Below are 23,091 nucleotides of genomic sequence, written 5' to 3'. Positions count from 1 at the left end.
CCGGGCTCGCCGCACCCCGGCCGGGCCGCACCTCGTAAGCTGGTCGTCCCTGACCCCCTAGGCAAGGTGCGCTGGCATGATCGCGATTCTCGGGACCGGCAAGATGGGCGAGGCGCTGCTGTCCGGGCTGCTCCGGGCGGGCTTCAAGCCGGGCGACGTGATCGCGACCGCCCGGCGCGCCGAGCGGGCCGAGGCGCTGCGGGAGCGGTACGGCGTGCGGGTGCTGTCCAACCCCGAGGCCGCCAAGCACGCCGACACCCTCATCCTGGCGGTCAAGCCGCAGGACATGGGGACGCTCCTGGCGGAGATCGCGCCCTGCGTCCCCGCCGACCGCCTGGTGATCTCGGCGGCGGCGGGCATCACGACCGCGTTCGTGGAGACCCGGCTCGGCGGGGAGGTCCCGGTGGTCCGGGTGATGTCCAACACGCCGGTGCTGGTGGACGAGGCGATGAGCGTGATCTCGGGGGGCGCCCACGCCGCCGAGGAGCACCTCAGGCGGGCCGAGGACCTGCTCCGGCCGGTCGGCAAGGTGCTGCGCATCCCCGAGTCCCAGCAGGACGCCGCGACCGCGCTCTCCGGCAGCGGACCCGCCTACTTCTTCTACCTGGTCGAGGCCATGGTCGACGCCGGCATCCTGCTCGGCATGCCCCGGGCCGCCGCGCTCGACATGGTCACCCAGTCGATCGTCGGCGCCGCGATCATGCTCCGCGACTCGGGTGAGCACCCCGTCATCCTCCGCGAGGCCGTCACCTCCCCGGGCGGGACCACGATCGCGGCCATCGCCGAGCTGGAGCGCCACAGCGTCCGGGCCGCCTTCCTGGCCGCCATCGAGGCGGCGCGGGACCGGGGCCGCGAGCTCGCCGCCGGCTGACCGGCCGCCGTCACAGCCGGACCGGCCCGGGACCGCCCGGGGCCGGTCCCCGTACCCCTGGGAGACGCGGCCGCGGCCCGCACCGCGGACGCCCCGCCGAGCGTCCGACGGGGCGTCCGCCCACGGTTCAGGCGTCCCGGCGCCGCAGCAGCACCGCCGCGGCGGCGAGGGCGACCGCGATCCAGGCGCAGTAGACCCCGAAGCCGGTCCAGGGACCGAGCTGCCCGTCCATGATGTCGATGCGGGTGACCTGGTCGCCGGCGTTGGTGGTGAAGTGCTCGCGCACCGCCTCGCCCCACGCGCCGGGCAGCATGTTGGTCATCTGCGGCAGGACGAAGATCAGGGCGATCGCGGCGACGGTCGCGCCGGGGGTGTGCCGGATCAGCGCGCCGAGCGCCAGGCCGAAGATCCCGCTCGCTGTGATGAGCAGCGCGGAGCCGACGACCGCCCGCAGCGCGCCGGGGTCGCCGAGCGCGATCCCGGCGTCCCCGAGCACGGCCTGCCCGGCGAGGAACGCGGCGAACGACGCGACCAGCGAGACGGTGAGGGCCACCGCGGTGAAGACCGCGACCTTGGCGGCCAGCATCCGCAGGCGGCCGGGGACCGCGAGCAGGGTGGTGCGGATCATGCCGGTGCGGTACTCGCCGCTGATGACCAGGACGCCGAGCGAGGCCACCGCCAGCGAGGCGAACGGGGAGCCCGAGAGGCTGAACATGAGGGCGTCGGCGGGCCCGACCTCCTCTCCCATGTCCTTGGAGACGGCGGTGAGCAGCACTCCGAAGCCGACCATCAGCGCCACGGCCGTCAGCAGGGTCCACAGGGTGGACCGCACCGAGCGGAGCTTGGTCCATTCCGATCGCAACACGCCCGTCATGCCCGCGCTCCCGCGTACTCGGTGCTCTCCTGGGTCAGTTCCATATACGCCGCCTCCAGGGACGGCGAGACCGGGGTCAGCTCGTGCAGGACGAGCCCGGCCCCCGCCGCGGCCTCACCGACGGCCTCGGCGCCCAGGCCCGTCACCCGCAGGTGGTCGCCGTGCAGCGCCACCTCCACCCGTCCCGCCGCTTCCACCGGATACGCCGCGTCCGCCCGCTTGGCCGCGTTCACCGGATCCGCCGCGCCCCCGGTCTCACCGAGCACCCGTGCGAGCTCCGGCAGGCGCGGCGCGCGCACCCGGACATAGGCTTGGGAGCTGCGCCCGATGAACTCCTCCACGCCCGTGTCGGCGATGAGGCGGCCCCTGCCGATGACGACCAGGTGGTCGGCCGTCTGCGCCATCTCGCTCATCAGGTGGCTGGAGACGAACACCGCGCGGCCCTCGGCGGCGAGGTCGCGCATCAGGGTGCGGATCCACAGGATGCCCTCCGGATCGAGCCCGTTGACCGGCTCGTCGAACATCAGGATCTCCGGGTCGCCGAGGAGCGCCGCGGCGATGCCCAGCCGCTGCGACATGCCCAGCGAGAAGCCGCCGACGCGGCGGCGCGCCACCGCGGTCAGGCCGGTGAGGGCGAGCACCTCCGCCACCCGGGAGGCCGGGAGGCCGTTGCTCTGCGCCAGGCAGAGCAGGTGGTCGCGCGCGCTGCGCCCGCCGTGGACCGCCTTGGCGTCAAGCAGGGCGCCGACCTTGCGCAGCGGGTTCCTCAGCTCGCCGTACGGCGTGCCGTCGATGAGGGCGGTGCCCTCGCTCGGCCGGTCCAGACCGAGGACCATGCGCATGGTGGTCGACTTGCCGGCGCCGTTGGGACCGAGGAAGCCGGTCACCCGGCCGCGGCGTACCTCGAACGAGAGCCCGTCCACGGCGACGGTCGAGCCGTACCGCTTGGTGAGCGATCTGACGTTGATCATGCCTTCAGCCTCCCGCGCGTCCGGCCCCGGATCATCGTGCCGGAGGACGGTCCGCGGACTGGGAGCGCGGTACGACCGGCCCCCGCAGGTAGGACCCTGCTCCTACCGCCCGGGGGCGACCAGGCCCGCCTCGTAGGCGGCGATCACCGCCTGGGCACGGTCCCGCGCACCGATCTTGGCGAAGAGGCTCGTGACGTGGTTCTTCACCGTGGACGGCGAGACGGCCAGCCGCTCGGCGATCTCGCCGTTGGCGTACCCGCCGGCGATGAGCACGAGCACCTCCCGCTCGCGGTCGGTGAGCGAGGCGAGCGCGCCGGTCGCGGGCGCCGGACGGGGACGGGGGGCGCGCACGAACGTGCCGATCAGGCGGGTGAGCAGCCGGGGCGCCACCGCGGCCTCCCCCCGGTGCACGGTCCGCACGCCCTCGACCAGTTCCTCGGGCGAGACGTCCTTGGGCAGGAACCCCGCCGCCCCGGCGCGCAACATCGCCACCACGTACTCGTCCAGGTCGAACGTGCTCAGGCCCAGCACGCGCGTCCCGGGGAGGGCCTCCGTGATCTCCCTGGTGGCCGCGACGCCGTCGGTCCCGGGCATGTGCACGTCCATCAGCACCACCTCGGGCCGCAGCTCGCGGCTGAGCCGTACGGCCTGCGCCCCGTCGGCGGCCTCCCCGACGACGGACATGTCGGGCTGGAAACCGAGGATCATGCGGAAGCCGGTGCGCACCACGGCGTGGTCGTCGGCCACCAGGATCGTGATCACGGGTTCTCCTTCGGTTCCCGGCTCCAGAGTGCGGAGACCCGGACCGCCGGCTCCCGGGGCTCCGGGACCGGGATGCGGGCGTGGACCTGGAAGCCTCCCGAGGGACGGGGACCGGTCTGCAACCGCCCCCCGCACAGCGCCACCCGCTCGGCCATGCCGCCCAGTCCGAAGCCGCCGCCCTGCTGCCCGCCGGAGCGCCGGCCGAGGCCGTCGTCGAGGACCTCGACCTCGACGGCGCCGGGCAGGTGGGCGAGCCGGACGGTGGCACGGGCGCCGGGCGCGTGCTTGCGCGTGTTGGTGAGGGCCTCCTGCACGATCCGGTAGACGGCGTGGTCCACCGCCGCGGGCAGCGGGACGGCCTCCCCCGTCACCTCCATGCCGACCGGCAGCCCTGCACCGCGTACCTGCTCGACCAGGGCGGGCAGCGCGGCGACGCCGGTCCCCGAGTGGTCCTCCGGCTCGCCGTCGTCCTCGACCCGGAGCACGTGCAGGAGCTGCCGCATCTCCGTCATCGCCTCGCGGGCCGTGCGCTCGGCCGTGACCAGCACCTCCTGGGCGCGTTCGGGGTCGGAGGCCATGGTGGTGCGGCCGGCGCCGACCAGCACGTTGATCGTGGTGATGTGGTGGGCGACGACGTCGTGCAGCTCCCGGGCGATACGGCGGCGCTCGGCGCGCACCGCGGCCTCGGCCACCTGCTGCTGCCTGCGCTCGCGCAGCTCGCTCCGGAGCCGGAAGAACGCGCCCGTGCCGGTGAACAGCAGGGGCAGGAGCACCGGGACGGAGGAGTAGTAGAGCGGTCCCGGCATCGTCTTCAGAGACAGCAGCGCGTACATGACCACGGTGGCCGCGGAGACGCTCCAGGCAGCTCTGCCGGCCGCGTAGCGGCCCAGACCGTAGAGGCCGATCGTGCTGGGCGGGGTGGCGGGATCGCCCAGGCCGAGCAGGACGTAGAGCAGGTCGAGGGCCAAGGTGACGAGGGCGACCGTGATCGGACGGCCGCGCCGTACCAGGAGGGCGGCGGCGCCGGCGGCGGAGATGGCGAGGGCGGGGATCCGGCCGGGGTCGCCTGCGGGGAAGAGGACCAGGGCCGCGGTGACGTCGGCCGCGCACACTCCGGCCGCCAGCAGGCCGTCGAACACCCGGGAACGCCCCAGGGCCCGCCAGACCTCGCGCACACCCCGCAAACGCATGGCACGACAGTACGGCATGTCAAGGTACGGGCGAATGATCCTGTCCGGACGGCCGGGGCGCCGGGCAGTTGGGAGGGCTGAGAGGGCTGAGAGGGCGGCAGGGGAGGCTGAGCGGGCCGAGGGCGGCCGGGAGCGCATCGGGGGCCGGCCCGCCCCGCCCCGCGAGGGCGGTGGGGCGGCGGCCGTGCGGTAACGTCGCCCACATCGTCGTCGGCGCCGATGCCGTCGGCGGCGCCGATGTCGCCCGGGGAGCGAGCCGAGGAGGATGCGGATGAGCCGGTCCGTGCGGGTCGTCTGGGAGGACGCGCTCACCGCCTACGACTTCGGTCCCGGGCACCCGCTCGCGCCCGTCCGGGTCGAGCTGACCATGGCGCTGGCCCGGGAGCTCGGCGTGCTCGACGCGGTCGAGCTGGCCGGCTGCGCGCCCGCCACCGACGACGAGCTGGCCCTGGTCCACCGGCGCGACTACATCGAGGCGGTCCGGCGGGTCTCGGCGACCGGGAGGCCCGACCGCGCCGCCGGGCTGGGCACCGAGGACAACCCCGCCTTCGCCGGGGTGCACGAGGCCTCCGCGCTCATCGCCGGGGCCACGCTGGCCGCGGCGCGCGCGGTGTGGACGGGGGAGGCCGAGCACGCGGCGAACGTCGCCGGCGGGCTGCACCACGCTATGCCGGGTACGGCGAGCGGCTTCTGCGTCTACAACGACCCGGCGGTGGCCATCGGCTGGCTGCTGTCCCAGGGCGCCTCCAGGGTCGCCTACGTGGACGTGGACGTGCACCACGGGGACGGCGTCCAGGCGATGTTCCACGACGACCCCAGGGTGCTCACCGTCAGCCTGCACGAGAGCCCCCGGACCCTCTTCCCGGGCACGGGCTTCCCGCACGAGACCGGGGCGGAGGGCACCGCGGTCAACGTGGCGCTGCCGGCCGGCTGCGGCGACGCCGGCTGGCTGCGCGCCTTCCACGCGGTGGTCCCGCCGCTGCTGCGGGAGTTCGCCCCGGAGGTCCTGGTCACCCAGCACGGCTGCGACAGCCACGCGCTGGACCCGCTGGCCCACCTGATGCTCAGCCTGGACGGCCAGCGGACCGCCTACGCGGCGTTGCACGAGCTGGCCCACGAGACCGCGGGCGGCCGGTGGATCGTGACCGGCGGCGGCGGGTACGAACTGGTCCAGGTGGTGCCCCGGGCGTGGACCCACCTGCTGGCCGAGGTCTCCGGGCACCCGCTCGACCCGGCCACCGCCACCCCCCAGGAGTGGCGGCGGCTGGTGCGGGAGCGGACCGGCGAGACGCCGCCGCTGTCCATGACCGACGGCAGGAAGCCGGAATTCCAGGACCTGTCCGCCGGTTATGACCCGGCAGACCCGGTCGACCGGGCGATCCTGGCGACCAGGAACGCCGTGTTCCCCTTCCACGGACTGGACCCGATCCCGTGACCCTGCACCCCGAACCGACCCCGGACCCCGGCTCGCGGGACGACCTCCGCGAGCACCTCGTCCGCACCCGGATCGCCGGCGACGTGGCGACCAGCCGGGAGAACAACCTCGACCACTACCGGTCGCTGGCCAACCGGGACCCGCACCACATGTTCGGGCTCACCCTGGGCGAGGGCTGGTCGTACCGGGACGTCCTGGACCTGATGGCCAAGTCCGCCGGGGTCGTGGCCGATCCGGCCCACCGGGAGGGCCGGGACACCATCGACCCGGATCGCACGATCGACGCCGTCGAGGCGATGGGCGACGTGATCGCCGGGGTGCTCCGGAGCGCCGGGGCCCGGATCCTGGTGGCCACCGGCCACCCCACCGGCCTGCTCACCGTCCACCTGGCGCTGGCCCGGCTGGCGCGCGAGCGCGGGGCGACACTGCTGACCCCCGCCGAGGACTGGTCCTACACCGGCCCCCGCTTCGGGCGCAGGCGCAAGATCCGTTATCTCGACGACGTCGCCATGCTGGACGACAGGGGGGCCTTCGTGCACACCCACGACCCGGCGCCGATGGAGGCGATGATCGCGGAGATGGGGGAGGAGCGCCCCGACCTGGTGATCGCCGACCACGGGTGGGCCGGTGCCGCAGGGGAGGCGGGGATCCCGACGGTGGGGTTCGCCGACAGCAACGACCCGGCGCTCTTCGTCGGCGAGGCGGAAGGCAAGATCGCGGTCACCGTGCCGCTCGATGACAACGTGCTGCCGAGGCACTACGCTCCGCTGACCGCGCATCTGGTCGCGAGGGTCGCGAGCGCCCTCTGAGACGGGCGTGACACCGGATCCGGCCGTCCTTATACCGTCTTTTCGCGCCTGCATTCCACGGGGCTCGCCGATCCTTTGCCAACTTTTCGGTGATGGTGGGCGACTCTTATGAGAGACGGCTGGCCCGTTCCAAGATCGGATTTGAGGGTAGGGTCCGGCTGCTGGCCAGCGAGTTTCTCCATTCCGCTGACGTGGGACTGCGAACGTTGGGAAAATAGGGGGTTTGCGTGTTCGGAGTCCCGACTTACGCTGACGGCAGTAGACGTGCGTGAGCGATGGCACCAGTGGGGATAACCCGGAAACACGTGCGGAAGAGGCGTCCGATGGGTGCAGGCGAAAGACCTCTCAGCGAGGTGAAGTTCCTGACGGTGGCCGAGGTGGCCACGGTCATGAGGGTGTCCAAGATGACGGTGTACCGGCTCGTGCACTCGGGTGAGCTGCCGGCCATCCGGGTCGGCCGGTCCTTCAGAGTGCCGGAGCAGGCGGTGCACGACTATCTCCGGGACGCGTACATCGAGGCGGGTTGAAGCGACCGCGGGTCCGTGCCCCCCGGGTGAGCCCGGTGGAGGGGCGGGCCCGCGCCTCCCCGGATGTCCCGGGCGCGGTCCGGAAGACCGGCCGTCGCCCCGGGATCTCCGGTCCCCCGGCCCGGGGTGACGGCGGTGACGTGGCGGCGCGAGGGCCGCGCCGCGGGTTCCGGCGCCCGGGACCCCGGGCCTGCGGGCGATCCACCGCCGATCGCCGGTAGTCTGTTGACCCGGTGTGCGCCCGCACGCCGGTTTGCAATTCGGCTACCAGCTACCTGGGGGTCCCGTGGGCTCTGTCATCAAGAAGCGTCGTAAGCGCATGGCGAAGAAGAAGCACCGCAAGCTTCTCAAGAAGACCCGTATCCAGCGGCGTAACAAGAAGTAGCAACGCGGACCTGCGAGGCGTCGATGACCCACACCGTGCTTGTCACCGGGGTCTCGCGCCACATCGGCGCCCGAGTGGCGAGCGTTCTCGCGGCTGACCCGGGCATCGACCGGGTCATCGGAGTAGACACGGTGCCGCCGCCCTCGCTCTCACGTGATGGCGGCGTACCTCTCGGCCGGACGGAGTTCGTCCGCGTCGATCTGCGCAGTCCCGACATCGCCCAGGTGATCGCGGCCGCCGACATCGACACCGTCGTCCACGTGGGCCTGGTGAGCTCTCCCCCGAGGAGTGGCGGCCGTGCGCTCATGAAGGAGCACAACGTCATCGGCACCATGCAACTGCTCGGTGCCTGTCAGCGGTCCGCGACGGTCCGCCGCGTCGTCGTGCGCTCGACCACGGCCGTGTACGGCTCGTCGCCCCGCGACCCGGCCGTCTTCACCGAGGACGCCGAGCCGGCCGAGCCGCCCGTCCACGGCTACGCCAAGGACGCCGCCGAGGTCGAGGGATACGTCCGCGGCTTCGCCAGGCGGCGCCGGGACGTGACCGTGTCGATGCTCAGGTTCGCCAACTTCATGGGTCCGGGCGTCGACTCGCCGCTGACCCGCTACTTCTCCCAGCCGGTGCTGCCGACCGTGCTGGGCTTCGACCCGCGGCTGCAGTTCGTCCACGAGGACGACGCGGTCGAGGTGCTGCGCCGGACGGCGACGGAGGACCACCCCGGCACGTTCAACGCCACAGGGGACGGCGTGCTGCTCCTGTCGCAGTGCCTGCGGCGGGCCGGGCTGCTCTCGGTGCCGGTCCCGTCCCAGGCCTTCGGCCTGCTCGGCGACCTCGCCAGGAGCGCGGGGCTGGTGAACTTCTCCCCCGAACAGCTCCGGCTCATGTGCCACGGCCGCGCGGTGGACGGCGCGCGGCTGGCCGCGACGCTCGGATGGCGGCCCAAGTTCTCCACGGGCGCCGCTTTCGAGGACTTCCTGCGCACCCGGCGCCCGGGTGGCGGGCTCCCCGCCGCCGCGCTGGACGCGCTCTCCCGTATGGTGACGAGATGAGCGAGACGGCGGGCAGGACCGGCGGACCGCACGGCGAGCCGCACGAGGCGCGGGTCATCCCCATCTCCCGGGGCCGCTCCCGCTCCGCCCACGAGCCGCCTCGGGACCGCTCCGATCACGAGCCGCCTCGGGACCGCTCCGATCACGAGCCGCCTCGGGACCGCTCCGATCACGAGCCGCCTCGGGACCGCTCCGATCACGAGCCGCCTCGGGACCGCTCCGATCACGAGCCGCGGCAGGACCCCGGCGGCGGGCCGTACGCCCCCGGCGACGACCACGACCTCTGGGGTGACGGCGGGGACGACGGGGACCGGCGCCTGGCCGAGCTGCTGGCGTTCCTGCGGCGCCGCCTCACCGGGCAGTACGAGGTCGACGAGTTCGGCTTCGACGCCGAGCTGACCGACAAGGTGCTGCTGGAGCTGATCCGCCCGCTCTACCGCCACTGGTTCCGCGTCGAGACGGTCGGCGCCGAGAACGTTCCAGGCGACTCGGGCGCGCTCGTGGTCGCCAACCACTCGGGCACGATCCCGGTCGACGCGCTCATGCTCCAGGTGGCCCTGCACGACGACCACCCCGACCGGCGGGCGATCCGCCTGCTCGGCGCGGACCTGGTCTACCGGCTCCCGGTGCTCGGCCACCTGTCCCGCAAGACCGGTCACACGCTGGCCTGCCGCGAGGACGCCGACCGGCTGCTGCGCAAGGGCGAGCTCGTGGGGGTCTTCCCGGAGGGCTTCAAGGGCGTCGGCAAGCCGTTCTCCGAGCGCTACCGGCTCCAGCGCTTCGGCCGGGGCGGGTTCGTCGCCTCGGCGATCCGGGCCGGGGTCCCGATCGTGCCCTGCGCGATCGTGGGGGCCGAGGAGATCTATCCGAAGATCGGCGACCTGCGCTTCCTGGCCAGGGCGCTCGGCCTGCCCTACCTGCCGATCACCCCGCTGTTCCCCTGGTTCGGGCCGCTGGGTCTGGTCCCGCTCCCGTCCAAGTGGCTGATCGGTTTCGGCGAGCCCATCCGGACCGACGAGTACGCCCCCGGCGACGCCGACGACCCGATGCTGGTCTTCAACCTCACCGACCAGGTGCGCGAGGTCGTCCAGCAGCAGCTGAACGAGCTCCGCCTCCGGCGGGGCCACGCCTTCCCCCCCTTCCTCTGACCGGTCCCGCCGCCGCGCTCCCGCGGGGAGGCCGTCCGGTGCCCGCCTGCGCCTCCGCGGGCGGGGCGGCGGTGATTTTTATTAGGCATCGCGTCTAACAACGGGTGCTTTCGACCGATATGGTGTGCTCAGCAGAGAACCCTGGACGTTGGGAGGGGCCATGGCCGCACGCCGTACCGCGACGAGGGCCGCGCTCGCCGGGCTGGCCGTGGGGGTGGCGCTGGGCGCGGCCGGGCGGCGCCGGGGCCGGGAACGGTCCGAGGCGGCGCTCGGCGGGCACTGCGGACGGCCGGTCACCGTCACCGTCGACGACGGCGTCCAGCTCGCGGTCGACATCGAGGAGGCCGGGTCCCCGGAGTTCGCCGTGGTGTTCGCCCACGGCTGGACCATGAACCGGCACTGCTGGCACTTCCAGCGGGAGGCCTTCAAGGGCCGAGGCACCCTGGTCTTCTACGACCAGCGGGGCCACGGCGGCTCCGCGGCCGGGGCGCCCGACGCCTGCACGATCGACCGGCTCGGCGACGACCTGGCCGCGGTGATCGAGCGGGCCGTCCCCGAGGGGCTGCCGGTGGTGCTGGTCGGGCACTCCATGGGCGGCATGACGATCATGGCTTTCGCGGAGCGGCACCCCGGGCTGCTCGCCTCGCGGGTGGCGGGGGTGGCGCTGCTCAGCACCTCGTCGGGGCGGCTGCGGGAGAGCACGTTCGGGCTGCCCGGCCCGGTCGGCCGGCTCGCCCCCGTCGTCACCCCGATCGTGTTCGACCGCCTGCGCGCCCGCGCGGAGCTCATCGACCGCAGTGTCGCCCTCAGGACGCGCACCAACCTGCCGGTGACCCGCTACGTCGCGTTCGGCCCCGGTGCGCGCCGCGACCACGTACGGTTCGTCACCGAGATGGTCGCCACCACGCCGACCGAGGTCATGGTCGGCTTCTTCAACGACTTCCTCGTCCACGACAAGAGCGGGGCGCTGGCCGCGCTCGGCTCGCTGGAGACCCTCGTCATGGTCGGCGCGCGCGACCGCCTGACGCCGAAGGTCCACAGCCACCGCATCGCCGAGGCCGTGCCCGGCGCCCGGCTCCAGATCGTCCCCGCCGCCGGCCACATGATCGGGCTGGAGCGCCCCGAGGTCGTGAACGCGGCCCTGTCGGGCCTGTTCGACCGGGCCCTGCGCCGCGCGGGAGGGCGTCAGGACGAGCGGTAGTGACGGCGCAGGGCGATGGCGGCGGCCACGCCGCCCGCCACGGCACCGGCGCCGGCGGCGATGGGCAGGCCGATCATCGTGGCCCTACGCCCGGTACGGAAGTCCTTGATGTCCCATTCGTTCTCCCGCGCGTGGTCACGGAGCTCCCCGTCGGGGTTGATCGCGACGGCGTGACCGACCAGGGAGAGCAGCGGCAGGTCGTTGGCCGAGTCGCTGTAGGCGAAACAGCGGTTCAGATCGAGGCCCTCCCTGCGGGCCAGGGCCCGCACGGCCTCCGCCTTGGCGGGACCGTGCAGCAGGTCGCCGACCAGCCGGCCGGTGTAGACGCCGTCCACGGTCTCGGAGACGGTGCCGAGGGCGCCGGTGAGGCCGAGGCGCTGGGCGATCACCCGGGCGAGCTCGATCGGGGTGGCGGTCACCAGCCAGACGCGCTGGCCGGCGTCGAGGTGGCTCTGCGCGAGGGCGCGGGTGCCGGGCCAGATGCGGTCGGCCATCGCCTCGTCGTAGATCTCCTCGCCGAGGCGGACGATGTCCTCCACCTTGCTGCCCGCCACGAACGCCAGCGCGGTCTCCCTGGCCTCGGCGATGTGCTCGGGGTTCTCGTCACCGCGGACGCGGAACACCGCCTGCCCGAGCGCGAACCTCACCAGGTCCTTGGTCGTGAACAGCCCGCGCGAGGCCAGGCCCCGGGCGAAGTGGTAGATCGAGGCGCCGCGCATCATGGTGTTGTCGACGTCGAAGAAGGCGGCGGCGGTCGGATCCGGCTCGGCCATCGGCAGGGCGACGGCCGCCGCGGCCGCCACCTCTCCGGCCGTCTCCGCCGCGCTCCGCCGTCGTATCAGCCGCTTCATAGCAACTCAGCTTAACCGCAGCACACCGGTGCGGCCCGGCTACGCCGGGCCGGACGGCGGCGTTTCACCGGCCGGTCACCCGGGCGGCGCCAGGCCTTCGATGTAGTTCAGGTAGCCGTTGGCCCTGCGCTGGTCCTCCTCGTCCATCTTGGGGAGCATCCCCTCGATCTGGTCGCGCTGCTTGCGGACGAAGCGTTCGAGGTCGCCCGTGGCCTCCTCGGCGTCCTCCGCGTCGCGGCGCCGTACCCGGGTCAGGGAGGTGACCGCGGAGCGGGTGGTGTCCTCCATCGCCTGGAGGGTCTGCCCGACCAGGTTCCCCTCTCCCCGGGCGGTGGAGCCGAGCAGCGCCTCGACCTCGTCGGCGCGGGTCGAGGCGGACTGCAGGCCGCGGTCGGCCCGTTCGGCGTCGTCGCTGCTGAGCCGGAGGAGGGTGTTCTCGGCGGCGCGCTTGAGCGGGTAGAGCGTGTCGCCGGGCACCGACCCGTAGGTGGTCAGGCCGGTGGTCACCATGCCCACCGCCAGCGCGGCGCTCAGCAGCTGCGGGAGCAGCCGGACGCGCGGCGCCCGCCGGGTGCGCTGTACCGGGACCGGCTCGGGGAGGGGATCCCGGCCGGGGGAGGCGTGCACGAGCCGGTCGCGGAGCTCGGCCCTGAACTCCGGCCGCGGGGAGGCGCCTTCCATCCGGGCGCCGAGCCCCGACACGCGGTGCCGGGCGCGCGCCCGGGATCGGCGTGAGATCCCGGGCAGCCACTTACCCATGAACGCTCCCTGCCGCCCCCGGAAGATGATCCATCGCTCATCTGCCTAACGACGGCCCGGCGGGGCGGGTTACGCGGCGTCCCGGGCCGGGCGTCGCCGGGTCCGCCGTCACGGGCGTCCTCAGCCGAGGTCCGCGGGGAGCGCCCGGGCGAGCGCCCGGATCGCACGGAACTGCAGGGCCTTGATGGCGCCGCTCTTCTTGCCCATGATCAGGGCGGTCTCGGCCAGGGACATGCCGTGCAGGAACCGCAGGACCACGCATTCCTGCTGCTCGGGCCGGAGCGCGCGGACGGCGCGGAGCACCCGGTCGTTGACCATCGCGGTGACGACGGCGTTCTCCGGGATGTGCGGGCCGTCGAGCGGGGTCTCGAACACGTCGGCCGTGGTGACCTCGAGCCGGTAGCGGCCCGACTTGAAATGATCGGTGACGAGGTTTCTGGCGATGGTCACGAGCCAGGCCCCGAAGTCACGTCCTTGCCAAGTGAAGTCGGCGATTCGGCGAAGCGCGCGGAGGAAGGTCTCGCTCGTGAGATCCTCGGCGAGCGGGTGGGATCCGACCCGGAGATAGATATAGCGGTAGACCAGGTCAAGATAGCGGTCGTAGAGCGTGCCGAACGCCTCCGTGTCTCCTGTCTTGGCGCGCAGGACGAGTCTTCTCAGCTCCTCGGAGGCGTCCTCGCGTACGGCGGGATCGTTGTTGCGGACAGGCTGGGCCACCCCGGTGACGGTCGGGAGGGGCCCGGCTAATGGCCACGTGTCTGGCATCCGGTATCCCTGGGGAGGAAGGGTGCGGCGTGCCCGCCCACTCTAGGAATCATCAGGAAATTCCACAATCCACTTTGTACCGTCGTGACTGGCGGTAGTCGCCGTATACGGTGTGGGGCCGGTCTTCCTCGCAGGACCGATCCAGGTGGCCGGGCACGGGCCCGGCTACCGGTCGAAGGGTAATGTCCGGCAGCATTGGAGACACCATGGAAGTCCTCGTCGCTGTCATCGCGCTCGCCGGAGCCCTGCTCGCCGCCATCGCCACGGGCGCCCTCGTCAACCGGCTCCGCGCCGAGCCCGCCGGATGGCTGATCGCCTGGAGCGTCGCCACGGCGGCGCTGTGCGTGTCACTGGGAGTGATGGCCGCCGGTCACCTCCTGGGGTTCGGAACGCTCACGTTCCGCGTCTACCAGCTGACGGGGTCGCTGCTGGCGCCGCTGTGGCTGGCCGTCGGCGTCATCCAGCTCCTGGCCCGCAAGCCCGCCGCCAGGTTCGGCTCCTGGCTGCCGGGAGCCGGGCTCACCGCCGTCGGGCTGGTGATCCTGCTGGTGGACCCGGTCCGGCACGAGAAGGACTTCGCCAAGACCCTCCCGGTCACGGCCGCCCACTGGAACCCCCCGCCCTCCTACCTGCTCATGGCCGTCCAGGCCTTCGTGGCGGTGGTCCTGCTGGCCGGGCTGGTGGTCGCGGTCCTGCGCTGGCGCAACGGCGACGACTACGACACCGACAACATGCACGCACTCGGCGTCCTCGCCCCCACCGGGCTGGCCCTCGTCGGGGCATGCGCCTTCGGGGCCCCGGGAACGCTCATCGTGCTGCTGCACCTGCTGGCCGCCGCGGCCGTCTGGTACGCCGTGCTCCGCCCGCTCGCGCCGTACGACGACGAGGACGACGACGACTTCGAGGAGGACGACTGGGAGGACCGGCGCCCGAAGCTCGCTCCTCCCCGGGACGTCCAGGTCGCGGGCCGCCGTACGGTCCCCGGGCAGCCGACCGGCGCGATGCCGGTCCAGCCGCCCGGGGCCGCGCCCGGCGTCGCGTCCGACGCCGCCCCCGGCGTCGCGCCCGGTCAGCCCTCGCGCCGGTCGGGTCTCGGCGACCTCGTGGCGGAGTACCGCGCGGGCGAGCAGGAGGTGGACTACGCGGCCCGGATGCGTCAGCCCGGCCAGCCCGACCAGGCCGGTCAAGCCCACGACGATCCGTTCGGCGGCCCCGCCACCGGCACCTTCATGGCCGGTGAGTACGGCATGCCGCTCACGGGCCGGCCGCCGGGCGACCACGACTACACCCAGCCGCCCCCCAGGACCGGTCAGTTCGGCGTGCCGCCGGCCGCCGGTCCGACGACGGGCGAATTCGGCGTGCCGCCGGCCGCCGGTCCGGCGACGGGCGAGTACAGCATCCCCCTCAACGAGTTCGGCGGGCACGCGTCCTCCCGCGGGGTGCAGGACAGGGCCTCGCGCCCGATGCCCGCGGAGGAGGCGTTCGGCGCCCGCAGCCCGATGCCCGCGGAGGAGGCGTTCGGCGTCCCGGCCGCCCCGGCCCGCTCGGGCGCGGCTCCGGGGACGCCCCCGCTCCCGGACGACCGCGTCCGCATCTCACCGAGCATCTTCGGCCTGCTCACCGTGTTCACGCTGATCGACGGCACCGGCGAGGCGTTCGACCGGCTGGCCGAGGAGACCGTGGAGATCGTGCGCGGGAGCGAGCCCGACACCCTGATCTACGCCTGCCACTCGGTGAAGTCCGCCCCGCTCCAGCGCATCGTCTACGAGCTCTACCGCGACGAGGTCGCCTACCGGGAGCACCAGAGCCAGCCCCACGTGGAGAGGTTCGTCACCGAGCGGCAGGGCATGGTGCTCGCCACCAACGTCATCGAGCTCAACGTGAACGCCGCGAAGGTGATCCCGCTCCCGACCGCCTTCAGGATCTGAGCGCGGCGCGCAGGCGGTCCTCGTCGACGCGCCAGAAATCGTGCTGGACGCCGTCGACCAGGGTGACCGGGATCATCTCCCAGTATTTCGCGTGATCTTCCGCGGAGGCCGTGATGTCGCGCTCCTCCCAGGGAACGCCCAGCTCCGCGGCGACCCGCTCGATGACGGCCCGCGCGTCGTCGCACAGGTGACATCCGGGCTTGCCGAGCAGCGTGATGCGGTGGTCCTGCGGTGCCATGCGATCACGCTAACCGATCCCGCCGCGGACCCGCCCACCCTCCCTCCGGGAGGGACCCGCCGCTCCTACCTCCCGGAGGGACACCCCGCGAGGGGGCTCCGGCGTCTGGACTGAGGAGCGCGCGCAGCGAAGCGAGCACGCGACGAGGGAAGACGGCGGTTACCGGCCCCCGAGCCGCGACGCGCAGCGTCGCCATGTGACAGACGGCGGTTACCGGCCCCCGAGCCGCGACGCGCAGCGTCGCAGTTCAACACTGTCGGCTTGGCCACACCGGACGCTCTCACTTTGTGCATCGGTTCACAAAGGGACTAACCTGGATGACAGTGGCCTCACCTCGTCATCCGTCGCGTCCGGGCCGCGCCGGCCGCCTGTCCCCTGGAGCTCCGGCACGTGATCCGCCGTCCGTCCCAACCTCGTGAGCGTGGCATACCCGAGGCGACCGTCGCCCGTCTGCCGCTCTACCTGCGGGCGCTCAACGGCATGGCCGAGCGGGGGCTGGCGACCGTGAGCTCGGAGGACCTGGCCGCCGCCGCCGGGGTGAACTCGGCGAAGCTCCGCAAGGACCTGTCGCACCTGGGCTCCTACGGCACGCGCGGGGTCGGCTACGACGTCGAATACCTCATCTACCAGATCTCCCGCGAGCTGGGCCTGACCCAGGACTGGGCCGTCGCCATCGTCGGGGTCGGTAACCTCGGCCGGGCGCTCGCCAACTACGGGGGTTTCGTCTCCCGCGGATTCCGGGTCGCCGCGCTCCTGGACGCCGACCCCGAAGTGGTGGGCGACCACATCGCGGGGTTGAATGTGGAGCACATCGACGAGCTGGAAGCCGTGATAAGGCTGCGGGGAGTGTCGATCGTGGTGCTCGCGACGCCTGCCGCGGCGGCCCAGCAGGTGGCCGACAGGGTCGTCGCCGCAGGGGTCACCAGCATCTTGAACTTCGCCCCCGTCGTGCTTTCCGTGCCTGAAGGGGTCGATATCCGTAAGGTCGACCTGTCGATCGAACTGCAGATCCTCGCGTTCCACGAGCAGCGCAAGATGGATCGGATGACTGGGGGGCCCGCGATGGCCGACGAATGGCCCGAGGCGGTGGACCTGTGATTTCACAGAGGACGAGAGAGTGCCGCCGCGGGCGGGACCTGACCGGCCGGTACGGCCTGCCCGCGACAGCGGACCGCCCGTCGCCGCGGGGGAGGCGCGCATGAGCCTCCTCGTCGTCGGCCTGAGCCACCGGACGGCGCCCGTGGCGCTCCTGGAGCGGGTCTCCGTCTCCGGGGACGCGCTGGCCAAGCTGCTCCACGACGTCCAGCGGAGCGACTGCGTCGCGGAGGTCATGATCGTCTCGACCTGCAACCGGGTCGAGGTCTACGCCGTCGTGGACCGGTTCCACGCGGTGGTGAGCGAGGTCACCGCGCTGCTGGCGGTGCACTCCGGCGTGCCCGTGGAGCAGCTCGTCTCCCATCTGTACGTGCACTACGAGGACCGGGCCGTCGAGCACCTGTTCTCGGTCGCCGCGGGCCTGGACTCGATGGTGGTCGGCGAGGGGCAGATCCTCGGCCAGGTCCGCCAGGCGCTCAGGCTCGCCCAGGACGAGGGGACGCTCGGCCCGACGCTCAACGAGCTCGTCCAGCAGGCGCTGCGGGTGGGCAAGCGCTCGCACGCGGAGACGGGCATCGACCGCGCGGGCGCGTCCCTCGTCGGCGTGGGGCTGCGCCTCGCCGAGCGCGCGCTCGGCCCGATCCAGGGACTGCGCGCCCTGGTGGTCGGCGCCGGCTCGATGAGCGCCCTGTCCGCCGCGACCCTCCAGCGGGCGGGCGTCACCGACATCGTGGTGGTCAACCGGACCCACGAGCGCGCCGTACGGCTGGCGCAGACGGTCGGCGGCCGGGCCGCGGAGTTCGGCGGCCTGGCGGCCGAACTCGCCGGAGCCGACCTGGTCGTCTCCTGCACCGGGGCCACCGACGTGGTCGTCACCGCGGACATGGTGACCCCCCGGCGGATGTTCCTGCTGGACCTCGCGCTCCCGCACGACGTGGACCCCGCCGTGCGGCGGCTGCCCGGTGTCACGCTCGTCGACCTGGAGTCCATGCAGAACGGCGAGATCGCCGGTGTCGACGACGACGGCCGGGCCGAGGCGGTCGCCGCGGTGCGCGCGATCGTCGCCGAGGAGGTCGCGGCCTACCTGAGCGCCGAGCGGGCCGCGCGCGTGACCCCGACCGTGGTCGCGTTGCGGAGCAAGGCGGCCGACGTGGTCGAGGCGGAGCTCGGGCGGCTCGCCTCCCGGGTCCCGGAGATCGAGGGCCGGGTCCGCGACGAGGTAGCGCAGACGGTCAGGCGCGTGGTCGACAAGCTGCTCCACGAGCCCACCGTGCGTGTCAAACAGCTCGCGGCGTCGTCGGCGGGCGATCATTATGCGGAAGCGTTGCGAGAGCTGTTCAACCTGGACCCGAAGGTGCCCGACGCGGTGAGACGCGTCGAGACGATCGACATGGAGGTGGACCGATGACGGGGCCCCTGAGACTGGGGACGCGTCGGAGCCTCATGGCGACGACGCAGTCCGGACTGGTGGCCGCACGGCTGACCGAGTTGACCGGCCGCGCCGTGGAACTCGTCGGCGTGACCACCTACGGCGACGTGACCAAGGGCGACCTGGCCCAGATGGGCGGGACCGGCGTCTTCGTCAGCGCGCTGCGCGACAAACTGATCGAGGGCGAGGTCGACTTCGCGGTGCACTCGCTGAAGGACCTGCCCACGACCCCCGACCCGCGCATCGCCCTGGCCGCGATCCCGCCGCGCGACGACCACCGGGACGCGCTGGTCGCCGGGGCGAAGCTGGCGGACCTGCCGCCGGGCTCGAAGGTCGGGACCGGCTCGCCGCGCCGGATCGCCCAGCTCCGGGCGCTCCGCCCCGACCTGGAGTACGTCTCGATCCGCGGCAACGCCGACACCCGGATCGGCAAGGTCGCCTCCGGTGAACTGCAGGGCGTCGTGCTGGCCGCGGCGGGACTCCGGAGGCTGGGCCGGGAGGCCGAGATCGCGCAGATCTTCGAGGTAGACGAGATGCTCCCCGCCCCCGGGCAGGGCGCGCTGGCCGTGGAGGTCCGGGCCGACCGGACCGACCTGGTCGAGCTGCTGGGCGTGCTCGACGACGCCGCCACGCGCGCCGCCGTGACCGCCGAACGGGCCGTGCTGAACGCCCTGGAGGCCGGATGCGCCGCTCCGGTGGGTGCGCATTCGGTCGTCACCGGGCAGGATCTGAACCTGACCGCGGCCGTCATCGCCATCGATGGCGGCCGCGCGGTCCGCAAGTCCACCGCCGGTTCCCCTTCGACGGCCATGGATCTCGGTCGCGCCCTCGCGACCGAGATGATCGCCGAAGGGGCCGGCACGTTGATGGGGGAGCAGCAGCAGTGAGCTCCGGAAGCACCACCTTCGAGCACCCGGCCGGTTTCGTCGCCTTCGTGGGCGCCGGGCCCGGCGACGAGGGCCTGCTCACGTTGCGCGGGGCGGACCTGCTCTCCCGGGCCGACGCCGTCGTGCTCGACCAGGAGGCGTATGGCCCGCTCCTGCGCCACTGCCGGGAGGGCGTCGAGGTCGTCGACGCCGACGAGGAGGGCGCGCCCGCCAAGGCCGTCGCCGCGGCCAAGGCCGGGCGGGGCGTCGTCCGGCTCTGCGCGGGCGACCCGATGTTCTTCTCCTCGATCACCGACGAGGTCGCGGCCTGCGCGGCGGCGGAGGTGGACTTCGAGATCGTGCCGGGCGTCCCCCCGGCGACGGCGGTGCTGACCTACGCGGGCATCCCTGCCGCGGTGTCGGTGCCCGAGTTCCGCGTCGTGGACGCGACCATGGTCGGCGACTGGGCCGCGCACGCGGCGAGCGCCGGCACGCTGGTGATCTACAACGGGATCTCCGAGGCCGTCGCGATCGGCAAGGCGCTGATCGCCGCGGGCCGCCCGGACTCGACGCCGGTCGCGATCAGCAGCGCGGGCACCACCACCGAGCAGTACACCGTGGTGACCAGCCTCGGGCGGATCGGGCCGGACCTCAAGCACGCCGGGATGACCGAGCCCGCGCTGATCGTGGTCGGCGAGGCGGTCGGCATGCGCGACCGGCTCTCGTGGTTCGAGACCAAGCCGCTGTTCGGCTGGCGGGTGCTCGTCCCCCGGACCAAGGAGCAGTCCGCCGGCCTGGTCGAGCAGCTGCGCTCCTACGGCGCGGTGCCCGAGGAGGTGCCGACGATCTCCGTCGAGCCGCCCCGCACCCCGCAGCAGATGGACCGGGCGATCAAGGGCCTGGTCACCGGACGCTACGAGTGGGTGGCGTTCACCAGCGCGAACGCGGTCAAGGCGGTGCGCGAGAAGTTCGAGGAGTACGGCCTGGACGCCCGCGCCTTCGCCGGGCTGAAGGTCGCCGCGGTGGGCGAGGCCACCGCGCGGGCCCTGGTGGAGTTCGGGGTGAAGCCCGACCTGACGCCGACCGGCGAGCAGTCCTCGGAGGGCCTGGTGGACGAGTGGCCGCCGTACGACTCGATGCTCGACCCGATCAACCGGGTCCTGCTGCCGCGGGCCGACATCGCCACCGAGACGCTGGTCGCGGGCCTGACCGAACTGGGCTGGGAGTGCGACGACGTCACCGCCTACCGGACCGTGCGGGCGGCGCCGCCGCCCGCCCCGATCCGGGAGGCCATCAAGGGCGGCGGGTTCGACGCGGTGCTGTTCACCTCCTCCAGCACGGTGCGCAACCTGGTGGGCATCGCCGGCAAGCCGCACAACGTCACGGTCATCGCCGCGATCGGTCCGCAGACCGCCAAGACGGCGGAGGAGTTCGGCCTCCGGGTCGACGTCATGGCCGACACGGCGTCGGCCTCGGCCCTGGCGTCGGGGCTGGCGGAGTATGGTGCGAAGCTCCGTCAGGCCGCTCTCGCGGCCGGGGAGGTCCCGCGCAGGCCCTCCCAGACCCGGCGGGGAGCCCGGCGGCGTCCCAAGTGAGTCCCGGGTGAGCCCCGGACGGGCGGCGTAGCCTGAAGAGAACGCCGTGGGTGCCGGAGGTGCGGCGTCCGCGGTGCGGCCGCCGCCCTGGTGGGACAACCGAACAGTGAGCAGACCCGAAACGGGCCTCCGGCCGATGACACCCCGTGGCCGGGGGAGGGAGAGACCATGACCGCCCAGTTCCCCGCCGCGCGTCCGCGCAGGCTCCGCCGTACGTCGCCGATGCGCCGGATGGTGGCCGGCACCAGGCTGCACCCGGCCGAACTGGTCCTGCCGATGTTCCTGAAGGAGGGCATCGACGAGCCGAACCCGATCGGCTCGATGCCCGGGGTGTTCCAGCACACCCGCGACTCGCTGCGCAAGGCCGCCCACGAGGCGGCCGAGGCCGGGGTCGGCGGGCTGATCCTGTTCGGGATCCCCGCGGTGAAGGACGCCCGCGGCTCGGCGGGCGACGACCCGGACGGGATCGTCCAGCAGGGGGTCGCCGACCTGGTCGCCGAGGTCGGCGACGCGATGGTCGTGATGACGGACACCTGCCTGGACGAGTTCACCGACCACGGGCACTGCGGCGTGCTGACGGCCGGCGGCGAGGTCGACAACGACGCCACCCTGGAGCGCTACGCGGCCGTCGCGGTGGCCCAGGCGCGGGCCGGCTCGCAGGTCATCGCGCCGAGCGGGATGATGGACGGCCAGGTCGCCGCCATCCGCGCCGCGCTGGACGCCGACGGCTTCGACCAGGTCCCGATCCTGGCCTACTCCGCGAAGTACGCCTCGGCGTTCTACGGCCCGTTCCGGGAGGCCGCCGAGTGCGCGCCGCAGTTCGGCGACCGCAACGCCTACCAGCAGGACCCCGCGGGCCCGGTCGGCGAGGCGCTGCGGGAGGTCCGGCTGGACCTGGCCGAGGGCGCCGACGCGGTGATGGTCAAGCCCGCCCTGCTCTACCTCGACATCCTGCGCCAGGTGCGCGACGAGGTGGACGTCCCGGTGGCGGCCTACCAGATCAGCGGTGAGTACGCCATGATCGAGGCCGCGGCGGCGAACGGCTGGATCGACCGGGAACGGGCGATCATGGAGTCGCTGGTCGCGATCCGCCGGGCCGGGGCCGACATGATCCTCACCTACTGGGCCACCGAGGCGGCTCGCCGGCTGCGTTGATGGCTGTGCTGATTGCGACGCTGCGCGTCGCGGCTCGGGGGCTGACGGCGACGCTGCGCGTCGTGTTGAGATGCTTCGCACATGCCCAGAACTGGGGGTTTGCCGCTGAGCGGTGAGAACCGTGCGTTAGAGTTCGAGAACCGGTGCGGATGTGTCCCAGGTGGCGTAGACCCTGCTGAATGCCTTTCTTGTAAACCAGAATGTGGATATGTCGTCGCATCCGGGTATGGCGCGGGGCTCGCGGACAACGGAGGACACCATGGTGGGGGTATCACTGGCGCGGCGCGGTAAGCGGCGGAGCCATCCGAAGCAGCAGATGGTCAAATCCGCGCTGGAGTACGCCGCGCTGGGCTGGGCGAGCTGTACGGGCGCCCGCCCGCTCCAGGGCGGGTCACGCGCCTGTTCCTGCGACCGCATCGGCTGTCCCGACCCCGGTAGCCACCCGCTCTCGCGCGCCTGGCAGATGCAGGCCACCACCGACCCCGCGCTGCTGTCCCACTGGTGGAGCGCCGACCCCGAGGCCAACATCATCCTGCCCACGGGACGCGTCTTCGACGTCTTCGACGTACCGCGTGAGGCGGGCTTGACGACCCTCGCCGCCATGGACGCCGCAGGATCCGTACCGGGCCCGGTCGCCGAGAACGGCGACCGGGTGCTGTTCTATGTGGCCACCCGCAACCTCTCCGAGGACGAGGACGAGTGGTGGTCCTGCCCCCTCGACTACGGGCCCTCGACCATCGAGGAGATGCCCGGCCTGCGCTGGCACTGCCGTGACAGCTACGTCGTCGCCCCGCCCTCCGCCCTGCCCTCCGGCGGCTGCGCCTCCTGGCTGCGCGCCCCGGACGGCGGACCGCTGCCCGACCCGCTCCGCGTCCTCGACCGGCTCGCCGACGCCTGCGATTGACGCGCTCCCCGGTCTGAAGGCCGGGGATTCAGCCCGTGCCGCGTGGTGCGGCACCTCTGTGGCTTCCTGCTTCACCGGGTCCCGCCCTCCGCTAGACGGCGGGTCTTACGGTCCCTCCGCAGGCGTTTAACCTCTCCGCCCGTCCGGCGGCGAGGATGTTCTTCGCGGCATTGACGTCCCGGTCATGGACCGCGCCGCACGGGCAGGTCCACGACCGGACGTCCAGCGGCAGGGACGCGGCGAGCGCCCCGCACGTCGAGCACAGCTTCGAGCTGGGGAACCAG

Annotated in this window: 24 protein-coding genes; 15 read left to right on the top strand and 9 right to left on the bottom strand. The window is 73.0% G+C overall.

Features of this window, described 5'->3' with window-relative positions:
• Positions 1-76: 76 nt before the first annotated feature.
• The gene (gene proC / locus IEZ06_RS20795) at positions 77-871 is read left to right on the top strand and encodes a pyrroline-5-carboxylate reductase (RefSeq protein ID WP_189238373.1); all 795 of its coding nucleotides are present in this window, start codon (positions 77-79) and stop codon (positions 869-871) included.
• 127 nt (positions 872-998) lie between these two features.
• Here the strand turns inward: proC and IEZ06_RS20790 are convergent, their stop codons facing one another.
• The 4 genes from IEZ06_RS20790 to IEZ06_RS20775 all read right to left on the bottom strand — a co-directional run bounded on the left by IEZ06_RS20790 (position 999) and on the right by IEZ06_RS20775 (position 4,668).
• Positions 999-1,745, bottom strand: a complete 747-nt coding sequence (locus IEZ06_RS20790; RefSeq protein ID WP_189238372.1) for an ABC transporter permease — start codon at positions 1,743-1,745, stop codon at positions 999-1,001.
• Positions 1,742-2,716 carry an ABC transporter ATP-binding protein gene (locus IEZ06_RS20785; RefSeq protein WP_189238371.1) on the bottom strand — a complete coding sequence of 325 codons (975 nt, stop codon included), beginning with the start codon at positions 2,714-2,716 and terminating at the stop codon, positions 1,742-1,744. The genes IEZ06_RS20790 and IEZ06_RS20785 overlap by 4 nt, the downstream gene beginning before the upstream one ends.
• A 102-nt stretch (positions 2,717-2,818) precedes the next feature.
• Entirely contained in the window at positions 2,819-3,478 is a 660-nt protein-coding gene (locus tag IEZ06_RS20780) for a response regulator transcription factor (RefSeq protein ID WP_189238370.1), read from the bottom strand.
• A complete protein-coding gene (locus IEZ06_RS20775) occupies positions 3,475-4,668 on the bottom strand; it encodes a sensor histidine kinase (protein WP_189238369.1) in 1,194 nt (397 codons plus the stop codon). The genes IEZ06_RS20780 and IEZ06_RS20775 overlap by 4 nt, the downstream gene beginning before the upstream one ends.
• A 271-nt stretch (positions 4,669-4,939) precedes the next feature.
• On the opposite strand from IEZ06_RS20775, the gene IEZ06_RS20770 reads away from it, so the two are divergent.
• From IEZ06_RS20770 to IEZ06_RS20740, 7 genes are all read left to right on the top strand, one after another.
• The gene (locus tag IEZ06_RS20770; RefSeq protein WP_189238368.1) at positions 4,940-6,103 is read left to right on the top strand and encodes an acetoin utilization protein AcuC; all 1,164 of its coding nucleotides are present in this window, start codon (positions 4,940-4,942) and stop codon (positions 6,101-6,103) included.
• On the top strand, positions 6,100-6,912 hold the full coding sequence (locus tag IEZ06_RS20765) for a phosphatase (protein ID WP_229798466.1): 813 nt from the start codon (positions 6,100-6,102) through the stop codon (positions 6,910-6,912). Before IEZ06_RS20770 ends, IEZ06_RS20765 begins: the two co-directional genes overlap by 4 nt.
• Before the next feature lie 323 nt (positions 6,913-7,235).
• Entirely contained in the window at positions 7,236-7,439 is a 204-nt protein-coding gene (locus IEZ06_RS20760) for a helix-turn-helix domain-containing protein (RefSeq protein WP_012887307.1), read from the top strand.
• 286 nt (positions 7,440-7,725) lie between these two features.
• Positions 7,726-7,824: a 30S ribosomal protein bS22 gene (locus IEZ06_RS20755; protein WP_018654693.1), complete on the top strand. Its 99-nt coding sequence runs from the start codon at positions 7,726-7,728 to the stop codon at positions 7,822-7,824.
• Positions 7,825-7,847: 23 nt separating this feature from the next.
• On the top strand, positions 7,848-8,873 hold the full coding sequence (locus IEZ06_RS20750) for an NAD-dependent epimerase/dehydratase family protein (protein WP_189238367.1): 1,026 nt from the start codon (positions 7,848-7,850) through the stop codon (positions 8,871-8,873).
• On the top strand, positions 8,870-10,021 hold the full coding sequence (locus IEZ06_RS20745) for a 1-acyl-sn-glycerol-3-phosphate acyltransferase (RefSeq protein WP_229798464.1): 1,152 nt from the start codon (positions 8,870-8,872) through the stop codon (positions 10,019-10,021). The genes IEZ06_RS20750 and IEZ06_RS20745 overlap by 4 nt, the downstream gene beginning before the upstream one ends.
• A gap of 160 nt (positions 10,022-10,181) precedes the next feature.
• Complete coding sequence (locus tag IEZ06_RS20740) at positions 10,182-11,222, top strand: alpha/beta fold hydrolase (RefSeq protein ID WP_189238366.1); 1,041 nt, start codon at positions 10,182-10,184, stop codon at positions 11,220-11,222.
• Here the strand turns inward: IEZ06_RS20740 and IEZ06_RS20735 are convergent.
• The 3 genes from IEZ06_RS20735 to IEZ06_RS20725 form a co-directional block, all read right to left on the bottom strand.
• On the bottom strand, positions 11,207-12,073 hold the full coding sequence (locus IEZ06_RS20735) for an HAD family hydrolase (RefSeq protein WP_189238365.1): 867 nt from the start codon (positions 12,071-12,073) through the stop codon (positions 11,207-11,209). The genes IEZ06_RS20740 and IEZ06_RS20735 overlap by 16 nt on opposite strands.
• Positions 12,074-12,148: 75 nt before the next feature.
• Positions 12,149-12,832 (bottom strand): DUF5667 domain-containing protein, encoded by a 684-nt coding sequence (locus IEZ06_RS20730; RefSeq protein WP_189238364.1) that lies wholly within the window; start codon positions 12,830-12,832, stop codon positions 12,149-12,151.
• A gap of 120 nt (positions 12,833-12,952) precedes the next feature.
• Complete coding sequence (locus tag IEZ06_RS20725) at positions 12,953-13,549, bottom strand: sigma-70 family RNA polymerase sigma factor (protein WP_229798462.1); 597 nt, start codon at positions 13,547-13,549, stop codon at positions 12,953-12,955.
• Positions 13,550-13,803: 254 nt separating this feature from the next.
• On the opposite strand from IEZ06_RS20725, the gene IEZ06_RS20720 reads away from it, so the two are divergent.
• Complete coding sequence (locus tag IEZ06_RS20720; protein ID WP_189238363.1) at positions 13,804-15,525, top strand: antibiotic biosynthesis monooxygenase; 1,722 nt, start codon at positions 13,804-13,806, stop codon at positions 15,523-15,525.
• On the opposite strand, the gene IEZ06_RS20715 is transcribed toward IEZ06_RS20720, so the two are convergent.
• A complete protein-coding gene (locus IEZ06_RS20715; protein ID WP_189238362.1) occupies positions 15,515-15,763 on the bottom strand; it encodes a glutaredoxin family protein in 249 nt (82 codons plus the stop codon). The two genes, IEZ06_RS20720 and IEZ06_RS20715, sit on opposite strands and share 11 nt — an antisense overlap.
• A 390-nt stretch (positions 15,764-16,153) precedes the next feature.
• Between IEZ06_RS20715 and IEZ06_RS20710 the strand changes: the two genes are divergently transcribed.
• The 6 genes from IEZ06_RS20710 (at position 16,154) to IEZ06_RS20685 (ending at position 22,807) form a co-directional block, all read left to right on the top strand.
• Positions 16,154-16,861, top strand: coding sequence for a redox-sensing transcriptional repressor Rex (locus tag IEZ06_RS20710; RefSeq protein WP_189238361.1), 708 nt, complete (start codon positions 16,154-16,156; stop codon positions 16,859-16,861).
• A gap of 100 nt (positions 16,862-16,961) precedes the next feature.
• Positions 16,962-18,266 carry a glutamyl-tRNA reductase gene (locus IEZ06_RS20705; protein ID WP_189238360.1) on the top strand — a complete coding sequence of 435 codons (1,305 nt, stop codon included), beginning with the start codon at positions 16,962-16,964 and terminating at the stop codon, positions 18,264-18,266.
• A complete protein-coding gene (gene hemC / locus IEZ06_RS20700; protein WP_189238359.1) occupies positions 18,263-19,174 on the top strand; it encodes a hydroxymethylbilane synthase in 912 nt (303 codons plus the stop codon). Before IEZ06_RS20705 ends, hemC begins: the two co-directional genes overlap by 4 nt.
• On the top strand, positions 19,171-20,748 hold the full coding sequence (locus IEZ06_RS20695; protein WP_189238358.1) for a bifunctional uroporphyrinogen-III C-methyltransferase/uroporphyrinogen-III synthase: 1,578 nt from the start codon (positions 19,171-19,173) through the stop codon (positions 20,746-20,748). Before hemC ends, IEZ06_RS20695 begins: the two co-directional genes overlap by 4 nt.
• Before the next feature lie 168 nt (positions 20,749-20,916).
• Positions 20,917-21,903, top strand: coding sequence for a porphobilinogen synthase (hemB, locus tag IEZ06_RS20690; protein WP_189238357.1), 987 nt, complete (start codon positions 20,917-20,919; stop codon positions 21,901-21,903).
• Positions 21,904-22,162: 259 nt separating this feature from the next.
• Complete coding sequence (locus tag IEZ06_RS20685; RefSeq protein ID WP_189238356.1) at positions 22,163-22,807, top strand: bifunctional DNA primase/polymerase; 645 nt, start codon at positions 22,163-22,165, stop codon at positions 22,805-22,807.
• 91 nt (positions 22,808-22,898) lie between these two features.
• Here IEZ06_RS20685 and IEZ06_RS20680 read toward each other — a convergent pair.
• Positions 22,899-23,091, bottom strand: a 193-nt coding sequence (locus tag IEZ06_RS20680) for a zinc ribbon domain-containing protein (protein ID WP_189238355.1), incomplete at its 5' end; no start/stop codon positions are given.

Origin of the sequence: Planomonospora antibiotica, from assembly GCF_014647955.1 — a bacterium.
Taxonomy (GTDB): domain Bacteria; phylum Actinomycetota; class Actinomycetes; order Streptosporangiales; family Streptosporangiaceae; genus Planomonospora; species Planomonospora parontospora.
This window is presented reverse-complemented; position numbering and strand designations above follow the sequence as displayed.